Annotated in this window: 15 protein-coding genes and 3 pseudogenes; 16 read left to right on the top strand and 2 right to left on the bottom strand. The window is 67.6% G+C overall.

Going from position 1 to position 14,094, the window contains the following annotated elements:
• Positions 1 to 809 precede the first annotated feature (809 nt).
• Positions 810 to 1,376, bottom strand: coding sequence for a retropepsin-like aspartic protease family protein (locus tag OC159_RS18555; protein ID WP_265502693.1), 567 nt, complete (start codon positions 1,374 to 1,376; stop codon positions 810 to 812).
• A complete protein-coding gene (locus OC159_RS18550; protein WP_265502692.1) occupies positions 1,373 to 1,993 on the bottom strand; it encodes a MarC family protein in 621 nt (206 codons plus the stop codon). The genes OC159_RS18555 and OC159_RS18550 overlap by 4 nt, the downstream gene beginning before the upstream one ends.
• A 137-nt stretch (positions 1,994 to 2,130) precedes the next feature.
• Between OC159_RS18550 and OC159_RS18545 the strand changes: the two genes are divergently transcribed.
• The 16 genes and pseudogenes from OC159_RS18545 to OC159_RS20255 all read left to right on the top strand — a co-directional run.
• Positions 2,131 to 2,391 carry a twin-arginine translocase TatA/TatE family subunit gene (locus OC159_RS18545; protein WP_265502690.1) on the top strand — a complete coding sequence of 87 codons (261 nt, stop codon included), beginning with the start codon at positions 2,131 to 2,133 and terminating at the stop codon, positions 2,389 to 2,391.
• Between the two features lie 19 nt (positions 2,392 to 2,410).
• A complete protein-coding gene (tatB, locus tag OC159_RS18540) occupies positions 2,411 to 2,875 on the top strand; it encodes a Sec-independent protein translocase protein TatB (RefSeq protein WP_265502688.1) in 465 nt (154 codons plus the stop codon).
• Position 2,876: 1 nt separating this feature from the next.
• Positions 2,877 to 3,734, top strand: a complete 858-nt coding sequence (tatC, locus tag OC159_RS18535; RefSeq protein ID WP_265502687.1) for a twin-arginine translocase subunit TatC — start codon at positions 2,877 to 2,879, stop codon at positions 3,732 to 3,734.
• Positions 3,731 to 4,570, top strand: a complete 840-nt coding sequence (locus OC159_RS18530; protein WP_265502686.1) for an ATP-binding protein — start codon at positions 3,731 to 3,733, stop codon at positions 4,568 to 4,570. The genes tatC and OC159_RS18530 overlap by 4 nt, the downstream gene beginning before the upstream one ends.
• A 9-nt stretch (positions 4,571 to 4,579) precedes the next feature.
• Positions 4,580 to 5,860, top strand: coding sequence for a short-chain fatty acyl-CoA regulator family protein (locus OC159_RS18525; RefSeq protein ID WP_265502685.1), 1,281 nt, complete (start codon positions 4,580 to 4,582; stop codon positions 5,858 to 5,860).
• Positions 5,861 to 5,917: 57 nt separating this feature from the next.
• Complete coding sequence (locus OC159_RS18520) at positions 5,918 to 6,277, top strand: response regulator transcription factor (RefSeq protein ID WP_265502683.1); 360 nt, start codon at positions 5,918 to 5,920, stop codon at positions 6,275 to 6,277.
• A 16-nt stretch (positions 6,278 to 6,293) separates the two neighbouring features.
• Complete coding sequence (locus OC159_RS18515) at positions 6,294 to 6,575, top strand: hypothetical protein (RefSeq protein ID WP_265502682.1); 282 nt, start codon at positions 6,294 to 6,296, stop codon at positions 6,573 to 6,575.
• Entirely contained in the window at positions 6,565 to 9,231 is a 2,667-nt protein-coding gene (locus tag OC159_RS18510) for an ATP-binding protein (RefSeq protein WP_265502681.1), read from the top strand. Before OC159_RS18515 ends, OC159_RS18510 begins: the two co-directional genes overlap by 11 nt.
• A 59-nt stretch (positions 9,232 to 9,290) precedes the next feature.
• Positions 9,291 to 10,403, top strand: coding sequence for a FliM/FliN family flagellar motor switch protein (locus tag OC159_RS18505; RefSeq protein WP_265502680.1), 1,113 nt, complete (start codon positions 9,291 to 9,293; stop codon positions 10,401 to 10,403).
• 87 nt (positions 10,404 to 10,490) lie between these two features.
• Positions 10,491 to 10,709: a translation initiation factor IF-1 gene (gene infA, locus OC159_RS18500; RefSeq protein WP_010397442.1), complete on the top strand. Its 219-nt coding sequence runs from the start codon at positions 10,491 to 10,493 to the stop codon at positions 10,707 to 10,709.
• Positions 10,710 to 10,713: 4 nt separating this feature from the next.
• Positions 10,714 to 11,334 carry a Maf family protein gene (locus tag OC159_RS18495; protein WP_265502670.1) on the top strand — a complete coding sequence of 207 codons (621 nt, stop codon included), beginning with the start codon at positions 10,714 to 10,716 and terminating at the stop codon, positions 11,332 to 11,334.
• Positions 11,331 to 12,386 (top strand): ribonuclease E/G, encoded by a 1,056-nt coding sequence (locus tag OC159_RS18490; RefSeq protein ID WP_265502669.1) that lies wholly within the window; start codon positions 11,331 to 11,333, stop codon positions 12,384 to 12,386. The genes OC159_RS18495 and OC159_RS18490 overlap by 4 nt, the downstream gene beginning before the upstream one ends.
• The gene (locus tag OC159_RS18485) at positions 12,386 to 12,553 is read left to right on the top strand and encodes a DNA gyrase inhibitor YacG (RefSeq protein ID WP_265502668.1); all 168 of its coding nucleotides are present in this window, start codon (positions 12,386 to 12,388) and stop codon (positions 12,551 to 12,553) included. Before OC159_RS18490 ends, OC159_RS18485 begins: the two co-directional genes overlap by 1 nt.
• Positions 12,554 to 13,156: 603 nt before the next feature.
• Positions 13,157 to 13,261: pseudogene (locus OC159_RS20380) on the top strand (IS481 family transposase); the annotation flags it as partial.
• 3 nt (positions 13,262 to 13,264) lie between these two features.
• Positions 13,265 to 13,569: pseudogene (locus OC159_RS18480) on the top strand (transposase); the annotation flags it as partial.
• 17 nt (positions 13,570 to 13,586) lie between these two features.
• A pseudogene (locus tag OC159_RS20255) lies at positions 13,587 to 13,766 on the top strand (IS3 family transposase); the annotation flags it as partial.
• Between the last annotated feature and the right edge of the window lie 328 nt (positions 13,767 to 14,094).

Raw genomic sequence — 14,094 nt, 5'->3', positions numbered from 1 at the left:
TCGATAGCTGAACAGCGACCGGCTCTATCCGTCCGCTCCGCGCATGATGACCCCCGCCGTCCTCTTCCAGGCAACGGATCATGTTCTGCAAACCGCCTCGAGAGCCGACTGTTTCAGCGGCGTGCTAGGTCATGACCGGTTCGCACATGGACATGGCCGCCGAGAGCGCACAAGGAAACGGGAGGAGATCGACTTCTGCTGCCGCCATCATTTCACCGCTGAAGGCGACTCGATCATCGCCTTTACCGGGCATCAGCGCGATTGCAGCGAGTGTGGCCCGTGCTAGTTCATCAGGCCATTCCTGAGGCAGGGCGCTGCCGGTCGGCCTGGTTGCCTGCTTTGCGCGGATCCTCTCGGCCTTCGACTAAATCCTGGCCGACTCCGTTTCGCCGGGCTCGTGCATATCCAGATCATGCGCGAGGCAGGAGGCGGCAAGTGTGACCATGACGCTGCCCGCTTCTTGCGCCGGTTCGCCTTGTCGCGCGACCAGAAAAGCTGGACAGGGACGCAATCCGCTTCCGCGGGCTGGCGCCGGGCTGACATAAGCTCCAGAACCTCCGAAAGGAGGCGGCCCGCTTTCGCAGACGCCATTGCTTCCTCAATATGTGTGTTTTTATTCAGAACAGATCACAGAGCCGGCGGTGCACATCGTGCGGTCCGACACGGTCAGCTTGCGCACCACAGCCACAGGTGCGACGTGCACGTATGCCAGAACGCACCCCGTGTTTGAGAACGAACTCGGCATCAACGGCTCGCCCCGCTGGTGGGTCATCCTTCAGGGCCCGCCATCTCCTCTCGACCCGCCGGCTTCAGCGCTCCAGGATCAGCAGATCGCTCTCGAAGCTGACGCGCGCGAAGCGCCGCAGGTAGGACATCCCCAGAAGCGAATCCCGAAGCTCCGAATCGATCACGACCGCCGGCACGTTGCGGTCAACCGCATCGCCGGTGGCGAACCGCTCGATCCGGACCGAGGCGGTCGGGATGCGTCCGTTCGCAGTGACCGCGATGCCGTCGAACCGCAGGCGCGACGGGTCGAGGCCGATCCTCTCTGCGTCGCCGCGGCTGAGCGCGATGCTGCTGGCGCCGGTGTCGATGATGAATTCGACCGGCGTGTCGTTCAGCAGGGCGGTCAGATGGAAGTGGCCGTCGCGGGCCACGGGCACCTCGATCCGGCTGCCATCCGTCGACACCTGCTGCGCCGGGGGCCTCATCCACCAGTCGGCGGCGAAGGCCAAGCCCGCGAAGATGACGACCCACAGCAGCAGCTGGCGCAGCGCCTGGCCGCCACGGCCCGACAGCTCGAACACCATCGCCCCGCCGATCACCACCAGCAACAGCCCGTACCAGATCAACCGGGGGATGTCGGCCTCGGTCATCCGAGCAGCCCGGACCCGCGCAGGCCGTCGATGACGAACTGCACGGACAGCGCCGCCAGCAGCATCCCCAGAAGCCGCGTCACGACCATGACGCCGGTGCGCCCCAGCGCGCGCGCAAGGGGCGTGGCCAGAACGAAAAGCGCCATCGCGATGGCCAGCACCGCCACCATGGTCAGGTTGACCATCGCCAGGTGCACAAGGCCTTGGCCCTCGCCGACCAGCAGGATCATGCTGGCCAGCGCGCCGGGTCCGGCCAGCAGCGGCATGGCCAGCGGAAAGACCGACGGGTCGTGGCCCAGGTCGTCGCCGTCGGCCTGACCCTCGCGCCGCTCGGTACGGCGTTCGAACAGCATGTCCAGCGCCGTCAGGAACAGGAGCAGCCCGCCGGCGATCCGGAAGGCCGAGATCGAGATGCCGATGGCCGACAGGATCGCCTCTCCGGCAAGTCCGAACAGCATCAGCAAAAGCGCGGCGATGACCAGCGCGCGCAACCCGATGCGGCGGCGCTGTTCTCCGGACATGCCGGGCGTCAGCGCGATGAAGACGGGTGTCAGGCCGATCGGGTCGATGACCACGAAAAGCGTGACGAAGGCGGTGATATAGGCCGACATGTCCATGCGCCCCTTATTGCCTGCCGGCGGTGCGCTGCCAAGCGCCGGGACGCCGCGTTCACGGGAAAGGGCTTTGCAATCGGGCGCGCGAAGCCGTAAATGTCGGCGGCGAGCGGCCTTCTGGCCACGCTATGGAGTCTTTCATGCTGAACAACATCGGCCTCCCCGGCCTTCTTCTGATCGCGGTCGTCGTCCTGGTCCTGTTCGGGCGCGGCAAGATCTCTTCCCTGATGGGCGAGGTCGGCAAGGGCATCACGTCCTTCAAGAAGGGCCTGAAGGACGGCAGCGAGGAACATGACGCTGCCGCCGACGACCAGGTCCGTCCCTTGCCCGGAGAGCGGGCCCGCGACGTGACGCCGCACACCACGCCCGCCTCGGCTCCGCAGTCGACCGACCGCAGCTGAGCCACGGAAGGCACGTCCCATGCTGGATGTCGGCTGGACCGAACTGCTGTTGATCGGCGTCGTCGCGCTGATCGTGGTCGGTCCCAAGGACCTGCCGCACCTGTTCCACGCGCTTGGCCGCATTACGGCCCGCGCCCGCAGCATGGCCCGGGAATTCACCTCGGCCATGGAAGATGCGGCCAAGGGAAGCGGCCTGGACGAGGCCGCGGGCTCGCTGCGCGACATGAAGAACCTTGCTTCGAAGAAGGCGCTCGGCCTCGACGCGCTGGACCGCGCGACCGAGCGGTTCGAGAAGTGGGACCCCAAGCTGCCAACCCCCCGCAAGACAGTGCAGCGCGATCCGGCCCTGCCGCGGGCGGAAACGCCCACGCCGCAATCTGCCGCCACCCCGGCGGCTGCCCCGCCTGCCGCGACCGCAGATGGCGCGCCGCCGGCGCAGCGCCGCTTGCGGGCCGTGCGCCGCAGCGACATGAAAGACGACTGACGTGGCCAGCAAGACCCAGAACGACGACGAGCTGGACGACAGTTCGGCCCCGCTGATCGAGCACCTGGCCGAGCTGCGCACCCGCATCATCTGGTCGATGATCGCCTTCATCACGGCGATGGTGCTCTGCTATACGGTCTGGAACCCGATCTACAATTTCCTGACGCAGCCGATCTGCCACGCGCTCGAGACGCGCGGGCAGGAATGCGGCCTGATCCTGCTGAAGCTGCAGGAAGGCTTCTTCGTCGCGGTCAGGATCTCGCTTCTGGGCGGCTTCGTGTTGTCCTTTCCCATCATCGCGTATCAGATGTGGCGCTTCGTCGCGCCGGGGCTCTATCGCAACGAGAAGGCGGCTTTCCTGCCGTTCCTGGTCGCCTCGCCGGTGATGTTCTTCATCGGCGCGGCCTTCGCCTTCTACATCATCCTGCCGATGGCCTATGATTTCTTCCTGGGCTTCCAGCAGGGGCCATTGCAGCTGCCCGATGATGCGACGGCGCCGGTCGCTGAAAGCCCCTTGGCCGCGATCGTTTTCCAGGGCTCGGTCGACGAATACCTGTCGCTGACGACCAAGTTCATCCTCGCCTTCGGTCTCAGCTTCCAGTTGCCTGTGCTGCTGACCCTGATGGGGCGTGCGGGGCTTGTGTCGGCCGAGGGGCTGGGGTCGGTCCGCCGCTATGCGGTCGTGGCGATCCTGGTCTTGGCGGCCGTTGCCACGCCGCCCGACGTGATTTCGCAGGTGGTGCTGTTCACGGTGGTCTATGGCCTCTACGAGGTCTCGATCCAGCTGGTCCGCCGCATCGAGAGGAAGCGCGAGGCCGAACTGCGCGCCCAAGGCCTGTGGGTCGAGGACGACGAGTGACCGACCCTCTGGACCGCATCGCCGCCGCGCTGGAGCGTCTGGCCCCGCCGCCCGTGCCGGTGCCGGACTTCACCGGCGCCAGCGCCTATGTCTGGCACCCCGATCCAGACCGGCTGGAACCCGTGGCGCAGGTCGACCGCGTTGACCTGGTTCAGTTGATCGGCATCGACCGTGCGCGGACCACGCTGCTGGCCAACACGCTGCAATTCGCGCGCGGGCACGGGGCCAACAATGCGTTGCTCTGGGGCGCGCGGGGGATGGGCAAGTCGTCTCTGGTCAAGGCGGTCCATGCCGAGGCTGTGGCACAAGGCCTGCCGCTGGTCCTGGTCGAGATCGCGCGCGACGACCTGGGCAGCGTCGACCGGCTGCTGGCGATCCTGGGGCAGGCGACGCACCGGCGCTTCGTGCTGTTCGCGGACGACCTGTCCTTCAGCCATGACGACACGCAATACAAGTCGCTGAAGGCGGTTCTTGACGGCGGCATCAGCGGCCGGCCCGCGAACGTGATCCTCTACGCGACGTCGAACCGGCGCCACCTGATGCCGCGCGACATGATCGACAACGAGCGCGCGACCGCAATCCATCCCGGCGAGGCGGTCGAGGAAAAGGTCTCGCTGTCGGACCGCTTCGGGCTGTGGCTGGGGTTCCACCCCTGCGATCAGGATCAGTACCTGGCGATGATCGACGGCTATTGCGACGCCCATGGCCTGCGGATCGACCCGGACCAACTGCTGGCCGAGGCGATCGAATGGCAGGCGACGCGCGGCGGACGTTCCGGGCGTGTGGCGTGGCAATTCTTCACCGACCTTGCCGGGCGGCATGGGCTGGCGGTCTGATCCCGCGCGATGAGCGCGGGCCCGCATACCCTGACCGGCACACGCATCCGCGAACGCCGTCTGGCCCTGTCGCGCCGGCAGTCCGATCTTGCGCGGGCGGTCGGCATTTCTCCGGCCTATCTGAACCTGATCGAGCATAACCGCCGCCCCGTCAGCGCCGAGCTGGTCGAGCGTCTTGCCGCCGAACTGGAGGTTCCCGCGGACGAGCTGGCCGAGGGCCGCGAGGAAGTTCGCATCGCCGCCCTGCGAGAGGCCGCCGTCCACCCCGCCGCGACCGGAAGCGTCCCCGAGCTGGACCAGGTGGCCGAGTTCCTGGCCCGGTTCCCCGGCTGGTCCGCGCTGCTGATCGCGCATTCCCGCCGCGCCGGCGCGCTCGAACGTCAGCTGGTCGACCTGTCGGACCGCATGACGCAGGACCCCTACATGCTGACCACGTTGCACGAAGTGCTGTCGGCGGTCACGGCTGTCCGCTCTACCGCAGCGATTCTTGTCGAGGAGGACGAGATCGCGCCTGAATGGCGCCAGCGCTTCCACGCGAACCTGCACCAGGACAGCCAGCGCCTGTCGCTGACCGCTCAGGCGCTGGTGGCTTATCTTGACAGCTTCGAGGCCGAGGGCAACGCCGCGACCCCCCAGGAAGAGGTCGAGGCCTGGCTGGCGCAGGGAGGCAGCGCGCCGGCGGACCTGTCCTCGGACGCGGCGCAGGACATGGCCCGGCAGCTGCAGGCGGACCTGCTGGCCGACCGCCAGGCCTTGCCCGACCGCGCGTTGGTGGAGGCGATCCCGCTGGTCGGCACCCCGCCTGACCCGGTGCTGCTGGCCGCGCGGCTGAACGTGCCGCTGGACCTGGTCCTGCGGCGGCTGGCCGATCTGCGGCCTGCAGGCTTCGAGGGCGCGGGCCTGCTGGTCTGCGACGGGTCGGGGGCGCTTCTGCTGCGGCGCCCCGCGATCGGCTTTGCGTTGCCGCGTCCGGGCGACAGCTGTGCGCTCTGGCCGCTGTTCCAGGCGCTCGCCATGCCGCAGACGGTGCTGGAGCGGGCGGTCGCAACACCGGATGGCCGCGTCTTCCGCACGCTGTCCCACGCGGCGCGCAGCCAGCCGCAGGGCCTCTCCGGCCCGGTCCTGTCGCGCGCGACGATGCTGATCGTCCCGGCCGAGGGTCCGGCCCCCGCCGATGCGCTGGCCGTGGGTCCTGCCTGCCGCATCTGCCCGCGCAGCGACTGTCCTGCGCGGCGCGAGCCGTCGATCCTGGTCCCGCAGATGCCGGCGCGCGCCGAACGAGGCCTTTGACACGGGGTCGTGATCCGTCACATGATCGCCGCGCTTGGCCGGGGAGGGCGGAAGCGGATGCAACTGGACATCCTGATGATCGAGGATGAGCCCAACATCGCCGAGGCGGTGCGCTTCATCCTGTCGCGGGAAGGCTGGCAGGTCGGCCTGCACGACGACGGGGCCGGCGGGATCGAGGCGATCCGCGAAGCCCGTCCCAGGCTGGTGATCCTGGACCTGATGCTGCCCAACCGCTCGGGCGCCGAGATCCTGGCCGATCTGCGCGCTGCCGACGATGCGGCGCTGGCAAGCACGCCGGTGCTGATGCTGACCGCCCGCGGCCAGGTCCGCGAAGCCGCGTCGGCCGCGGATGCGATGCTGACCAAGCCCTTCGACAATGCCGACCTGCGGGCCCAGGTCCGCCGGATGCTGGCGTGAGGGATCACGGGCCCGCATGATGCCTGACCGGCCGCTGTTTCTGGAACGCGCGTCCTTTCACCGCCGCAGGCTGGGCGACGCGGCGCGGGTCCTGCCCATCGTGGCGATGCTGCTGGTGCTGGTGCCGGTCTGGTGGGTTCCGTCGCAGGTCAGCTACGCGGGCGGCGCGGTCTGGATCTTCGGTCTTTGGGCGGTGCTGATCTTGGCCGTCCGCCTTCTACACCGCGCGCTTTTGCGGGCCGAGGCCGCCACCACCCGCGCCAGCGACGCCCCCGAGGAGCGCCAGGATGCCCTTTGAGGCGCTGCTGGCGACCTGCCTGGGTTATGTCGCGCTGATGTTCACGGTGGCCTATGCCGCCGACCGTGCCGCGGCGCGCGGGCATGTGCGGTGGCTGGACCATCCGCTGGTCTATACGCTGTCGCTGTCGGTCTATTGCTCGGCCTGGACCTTCTATGGCGCGGTCGGCTACGCGTCCCGGTCGGGGCTGGAGTTCCTGACCATCTACCTTGGTCCGACGCTGGTCTTCACCGGCGCGTGGTGGGGCCTCAGGCGCCTCGTCCGGGTGGCGCGGATGCACCATGTCACCTCTGTTGCCGATCTTGTTTCGGCACGGTTCGGCAAGTCGAACAAGCTGGCGGCCATCGTCACGCTGATCGCCGTCATCGCCTCGACCCCCTATATCGCGCTGCAGCTGCAATCCGTCCGCCTGTCCTTCGAGGTCTTCGCGCTGAACGCCCCAAACGGCGCCGTGCCGGACGGGCTGGGCGGCACCGGCCTATGGGTCGCGGCGGGGCTGGCGGTGTTCACCATCCTCTTCGGCACGCGCAACCTGGCGGCCGACGAACGCCACCACGGCGTCGTGACCGCCATTGCGCTCGAGGCGGTGGTCAAGCTCTTGGCCTTTGTCGCGCTTGGCGTCTTCGTCATCTGGGGACTGGCTGAAGGCCCGCTGGACATGCTGGACCGGATCTCTCGGGCCAGCACCGATCCGCGCGTGGGCGAGGGCTGGCTCTTGAAATCCGACAGGTGGACCGCGCTGATCCTGGTGTCGGCCGCCGCCATCCTGACGCTGCCGCGCATGTTCCAGGTGCTGGTCGTCGAGGCCGCGGACGAGGAACGCCTTCACGTCGCGGGCTGGGCCTTTCCGGCCTACCTGTTCGCCATGTCGTTCTTTGTCCTGCCGATCGCGGTCATGGGACGGGAACTGCTGCCTGACGATGCGAACCCCGACCTTTACGTCCTGACGCTTCCGGCGGCGCAGGGGCAGGACGTTCTTGCGCTGCTGGTCTTTCTGGGCGGCTTTTCGGCGGCCACCTCGATGGTCGTGGTTTGCGCCATTGCAGTGGCGACGATGGTGTCGAACCACTGGCTGGTGCCGGTCTGGCTGGCGCTGCGCCGCATTCCCGCCGGAGACGACGCCGACGACCTGCGCGGATTCGTCCTGAACGCGCGGCGCGTGGCGATCCTCGCTGTCATGGCGGCGGGCTGGGTCTATCACGAGGCGTCGGGCGGCACGGCGGCGCTGGCCTCGATGGGTCTTGTCGCGTTCACCGGCATGGCGCAGGTGCTGCCGGCCATGGTGGGCGGGCTGATGTGGCGCGGGGCCAATCGCAAGGGCGCCTATTGCGGCATCGGGACGGGGCTGGTCCTATGGATGGCGCTGATCTTCCTGCCGTCGGTCGGCATCGGGGGCGACCTGCCGGTGCCCCGGGGGATGGACCCTTGGACGGCGGCTGTCATGCTGTCGCTGGTCCTGAACACGCTGGCCTTCATCGGCATGTCCATCTTCGGCTTTCCGGACCCGGTCGAGCGGCTTCAGGGCCTTTCCTTCGTGTCCGCGGTCGAGCCGATCCGCCACAGCCGCATGATGCGCGGCGACGACCGGGCCGAGCCGCTGCTGGCCATGGCGCGCCGCGTCTGGGGCGCGGACCCGGCGCTGCGCTATTTCCAGGCCGAGGCGCGGGCGCAGGGCAAGTCCGGTTATCTGCCCGACCTGACGCCCAGCTTCCTGACGCGGCTGGAACGGCGGCTGGCCGGGTCGATCGGGTCGGCCACGGCCCATGCGATGATCGACCGTGTGGCGGGGGGCGTGGCGCTGACGGTCGCGGACCTCTTGCAGGTCGCGGACGAGGCACAGCGCGCCAAGGAGGAAACCCAGCGCCTGGAGGCCGCGCGCGCCGAATTGACGCGAACTGCCCGCCAGTTGCGCGAGGCGAACGACAAGCTGACCGCGCTGTCGGTCCAGAAGGACGCCTTCCTGGGCCAGATCAGCCACGAATTGCGCACACCGATGACCTCGGTCCGCGCGTTTTCCGAGATCCTCAAGAACCCGACCCTGACCGAGGAAGAGCGCGGCCGCTTTGCCGGCATCATCCATGCCGAGGCCGCGCGCCTGACGCGGCTTCTGGACGACCTGCTGGACCTGTCGGTCCTGGAAAGCGGGCGGGCGCAGCTGTCCATCGGGGTCGCAAACCTGCACGACCTGATCACCCGCGCGTTGTCCGCCGCCTCGGCCACCCGGCCCGAGCGCGGCTTCCTGATCGACCGCGACCTGCCGACGGAACATCTGGGCGTCATCACCGATGCCGACCGCCTGCTGCAGGTGCTGATCAACGTCATCACCAACGCGCGCAAGTATTGCGATGCCGAACATCCGGTGCTGACCATCCGCGTGCGCCCGCGTGACGGGGGCGGGGCGATCATCGACGTCATCGACAACGGCAGCGGCATCGACAGCGGGCGGCAAGCGCTGATCTTCCAGAAGTTCGCACGGCTGAACGACCCCGCGCGCGCCGGCGGGGCAGGGCTGGGTCTGGCGATCTGCCGAGAGATCATGGTGACCCTTGGCGGAGAGATCAGCTATCTGCCCGGCCAGGGCGGCGCGGCCTTCCGCATCATCCTGCCGGCGCGTCCGCCGGGGCGGGCGCCCACCGGCATTGCGGTCGCGGATTAACCAATTCTCAACCTCGTCGGGGGATTGTGAGGGCAAGGAAAGCCTGATTCGGACGTGACATGACCCCTCCAGACCAAAGTGACGGCGCCCCGCGCACGCCCCAAGGCCAGGGCGTGCTGCGCCGGTTGCTGCAACACCGCAGCCAGGCGCGGCTGGGGCAGGGCGGCGCGCCCGAACTGCCGCAGCTTCCCGCCCCGACCCCTGCGCGCGCGGCCGCAACCGCCATCGGGCGTGCTGCGGACCGCCTCTACGGTCTTGCCGTGCTGCCGATCTCGGTCAAGCCCGGGGCGCTGACGCTGGCGGAACTGCCGGAACTGCTGCCGGACCTGCCGCTTGTCGCCGTCCTGCAGGGACCTGGCGACAACCTGGGGGCCATCGGGATGTGCGCCCAGGTCGTGGCCGCGCTGATCGAGTGGCAGGCCCTGGGCCGCGTCACCAACCGGTCGCTGGGACGTCGCCGCCCGACCCGCAGCGATGCGCTGCTGTGTTCGGACTTCATCAACGCCTTCCTGACCGAACTGCCGGTCGAGATGAAGGGCGTCGAGGGATTCGAATCCATTGCCGGCTATCGGTTCCTGACGCCTCTGGACGATCCGCGGCCCCTTGGCCTGATGCTCGAGGACAAGCCCTATCGCAGCCTTTCCCTTGATCTGCGCATCGGCGGAACCGAGACGCGCGAGGGCCGCATCCTGTTGGCCCTGCCGCAGTCGGGCAATCCGCAACGCACCCCGCGGGCCGAGGCGCCGGCAATTGCCGCCCCGCCGCCGCCCGCGCCGCCCCGGCCGACACTGCACGACGTCGTCCAGGATGCGCCAGTCGAAGTTCACGGCATCCTCTGCCGCCGCCGGGTTTCACTGGCCGAGCTGCGGGGCCTGACGGAAGGCCGGCTGCTGTCGCTGCCGCGCAGCTGCCTTGGGCAGGCGACGCTGGAAACGGTTGCGGGCCAGGTGCTGGCGGGCGGCAAGTTCGGCGAGGCCGAGGGCTGCCACGCCATCCGTCTGCGCGACCTGTCGGTGCCGGACGAGGATGCGGTTGCCGTCAAGGGTCCGACGATCGGCGCGGCACAGGCTCCGATCGACCTCGGTCAACCCGACCCGTTCCGGATGCCGTCAGCGTCCCTGGACGAAGCCCCAAGCTTCCTGACAAGCCCCTTGGGCATCGCGGGCCGCTGAAACGACGCTTTTTCCTTGAATTCCCGGCGCTGCGGACGCATGTAACGTCGGTCCCGAATCTAGCGGGACGATCATTATGGAGTGACCATGGCCAAGGAAGAAATGCTCGAATTTCCCGGCGTCGTGAAGGAACTCCTGCCCAATGCGACATTCCGGGTCGAGCTTGAAAACGGCCATGAGATCATCGCACATATGGCAGGAAAGATGCGCAAGAACCGCATCCGCGTTCTGGCAGGCGACAAGGTTCAGGTGGAAATGAACACCTATGACCTGACCAAGGGGCGGATCAATTACCGCTTCAAGTAAGGCCGTGTCGGCCACGGCCGACGCGGAAGCTGCACCGCCGCCCCGGCTGATCCTGGGTTCGGCAAGTCCGCGCAGGCTGGAGCTTCTGTCCCAGATCGGGATCGTGCCCCACGCGCTTCGCCCGGCCGATATCGACGAGACATCCCGCAGGAACGAAGCTCCGCGCGACTATGTGCGCCGGATGGCTGCGGAGAAGGCGGCGGCGCTTGAGCTTGCCGCAGACGAGGCCGCGCTGACCGCCGACACGACCGTCGCGGTGGGTCGCCGGATCCTGGGCAAACCCGCGGATCGGGCCGAGGCTGCCGCTTTCATGCGCTTGATGTCCGGGCGCCGCCACGTCGTCCTGACGGCCATGGCGCTGCGTCACGGCGACAGGACCGCGCTGCGGCTGGTCGAAACGAGGGTGCGGATGCGCAGCATCGACGACCGGGCGCTTGAACGATATCTCGATGTCGGCGATTGGCAGGGCAAGGCCGGCGGCTATGCCATCCAAGGTGCGGCGGCCGCGTTCATCCCGTGGATCGGGGGGTCGTTTTCGGCTGTCGTAGGCCTTCCCTTGTCCGAAACCGCGGCCATGCTGTCCGCGATCGGCATCCAACCCGTCGCCAAAGGAGAGCCCCGATGAAGGGTCGTCAGGTCGTTCTCGGCCATCTCTTCGGTCTGGAGGCTGCCGCGCTGATGCAGGACGGCCAGCTGATCGATCTGCTCGTTGCTTCTGATCCCCTCAGCGATCTTGCACCCGGCGCGATCTGCCGGGCCGTTTCGGATCGCTTCATGAAGGGGCAGGGCGGGGTCTTCCTGCGCCTCCCGGGCGGGCAGATGGGCTATCTGCGCGACCGCAAGGGCGTGTCCGAGGGCAAGCCGCTGCTGGTCCAGATCGCCGGCGTGGCCGAAGATGGCAAGGCGCTGCCGTTGGCGACGCGGCTGCTGTTTCGCGGGCGGCACGCCCTGGTGACGCCAGAGGCGCCCGGCGTCAACGTCTCGCGCCGGATCCGCGTCGAGGATCGCCGGGACGAACTGGAGGCGCTTGGACGCGATGCTCTGGGCGAGCGTTCCCACGGCCTGATCCTGCGCAGTGCCGCCGAGGCTGCGGACGACGACGACATCCTGGCAGAGCTGACCGAGCTTCTGGAACTGGCCGACCGGATCTGCGCCGAAAACCTCGGCGGCCCCGAACTGCTGCTTGATGCCCCCTCCCCGTGGGAGCGGGCGTGGATGGACTGGGCCGATCCCGCGCCGGACGCCGTCGAGGAAGGCGATGACAGCTTCGCCCGCTGCGGCGTTCTCGAGGCGGTCGACGATCTGCTGCGCGCGCAGGTCCCCTTGCCCGGAGGCGGCTCTGCCGTCATCGAACCGACCCGTGCCCTGGTTGCCGTGGACGTGAACACCGGCGGCGACAGCTCGCTTGCGGCGGGGCTGAAGGCCAACATTGCGCTGGCACGCGAGCTGCCGCGTCAGCTTGCGCTGCGGGGTTTGGGGGGGCAGATCGTCGTCGACTTCGCCCCGATGCCCAAGCGCGACCGCGCGACGCTGGACCAGGTGCTGGGCGCGGCATTCCGCCAGGCCGGCGCCGAGACGACACTGGTCGGCTGGACGGCCATGGGCCTTTTCGAACTGAACCGCAAGCGCGACCGCGTGCCACTTGCGCGGCTTGCCGAAGCCGCAGGGGGTGCCTGATGGCCTGCCCGATCTGCGGCAAGGGCAGCCAGCCGCGCTACCGCCCGTTCTGCTCGAAGAGATGCGCCGATGTCGACCTCGCCAAGTGGCTTCGCGGCGACTATGTCATCCCGGGCCCGCCGCTGGACGAGGTGCCGTCCGATACCAATGACGAAGAAAAGGGTTGAAGAAGCCAACCTCCATCAAAAAGAGGGGACCGCAGATCGTGTTGGTCCGTCTGGTCGTATGACTGAAGGGTCTGGAGTCCTCCGCTTTTCCAGCGGAGGATGCCCTTTCTACACCACGATTTCGCAGATTTCTCGATGCCATCAACAACCTGAGCACCGCTCAGGCCGAAGATGCGCAGACGAAAATCCGAAACCTCCTGCGAAAAACGTTGGCGAACTCAGAATTTCAGGCACAAATCAAGAACATGAGTGCGCTCTCAGTGGCGGCAATCGGCGACATAAGTGGGGCCGCAGGCGGACCAAGATCCAGCGCTATCGGTAGGGCTGCTGCCAGAAGACCCTTTGCGCGAGGGGTCGCAGGAGTGGGCTCGGCACTGACCCGACCCGCCGAATGTCGCGCCGCCGCAGCGCCCCCTGAATAGCCCCATGTTTCGTGGACGCCTTCTTCGCCAACTTTGAGTCAAGGAGGCCATGATGAGGAAACAGTCCCGTCACTGCATGCCAAGATTGGAGAGCTGGCCGTCGCCAGCGATTTCTTGTCACTAGCTGTTTGATCCCAGGTTTTGATGGTGCGATCCTTTCCAGGCGATGGAAGGAAGCATTATGGGTCAAGTTCGCCATGGGAGCGCCACGACCACGCACGCCGTCAGAGCTGCAATGCAACGATCGCAAGCTTCGCTCGCCACGCTGAGCCGGGAGCTGGGGGTCATCATGCGCGGAGCGGACGGAAAGAGCGGGTCGCGGTTCAGCTATCGATCTTGAGCGCCGCATTCCCGCGCGGCACCCGTTGCGGAAGATCCGGCAGGTCGTGAATGACGCGCTGGCCAGCCTGGATGCCGAGTTCGAAGGGCTCTACACCGATTTCGGTCGCCCCTCGATCGCGCCGGAGCGGCTGATCCGGGCCAGCCTGCTCCAGATCCTGTTTCCGGTTCGCTCCGAGCGGCAGCTGATGGAGCAGATGCAGTATAACCTGCTGTTCCGCTGGTTCGTGGGTCTTCATCGATGACCCCGTCTGGGGTGAAGGGCGTCAGGCCTGAACGGGCGAAGCCCCGGGCCGAGGGCCGACCGTGAGACGGAGCAAAACCTCGGCCTGACGCAGCTGATCGATCGGCAGTTCCTGGACATCCCCTTATACGGTTTCCGGCAGTTGACCCGGCATCTGCAGAACGAGGGCCACGGCGTGAACCAGAAGCGCATCCGGCGGCTGATGCGGCTCATGCGCGTTCGTCGGGAAAGCGGTCCACCGGACCGTTTTCCGACCCTCCTCACTGCCGATCTACGAAATGCCCAACACCAGCAAGCCGAGAAAGGACCACAAGACTTACCTCTATCTGCTGAGCGGGCTGCGCGTGGACCGCCCCGGTCAGGTCTGGTGCGCCGACATGACCTAGGTCGTGTCGCGAATGTGGTGGAAATTGTTGAGCAGCGGGCTCCGGGCATGTGAGGTTGGCTCCAGTCAGGCCGCGAGGTCAAGAGACATCGGCTCGAGAGGCTGAGAAAGCGTTTCCCGGCGGTCGATCTTCCGCATCTGGATCTGGCCG

Origin of the sequence: Paracoccus beibuensis, from assembly GCF_026162625.1 — a bacterium.
In the GTDB taxonomy this organism is placed as follows: Bacteria; Pseudomonadota; Alphaproteobacteria; order Rhodobacterales; family Rhodobacteraceae; genus Paracoccus; species Paracoccus beibuensis.
This window is presented reverse-complemented; position numbering and strand designations above follow the sequence as displayed.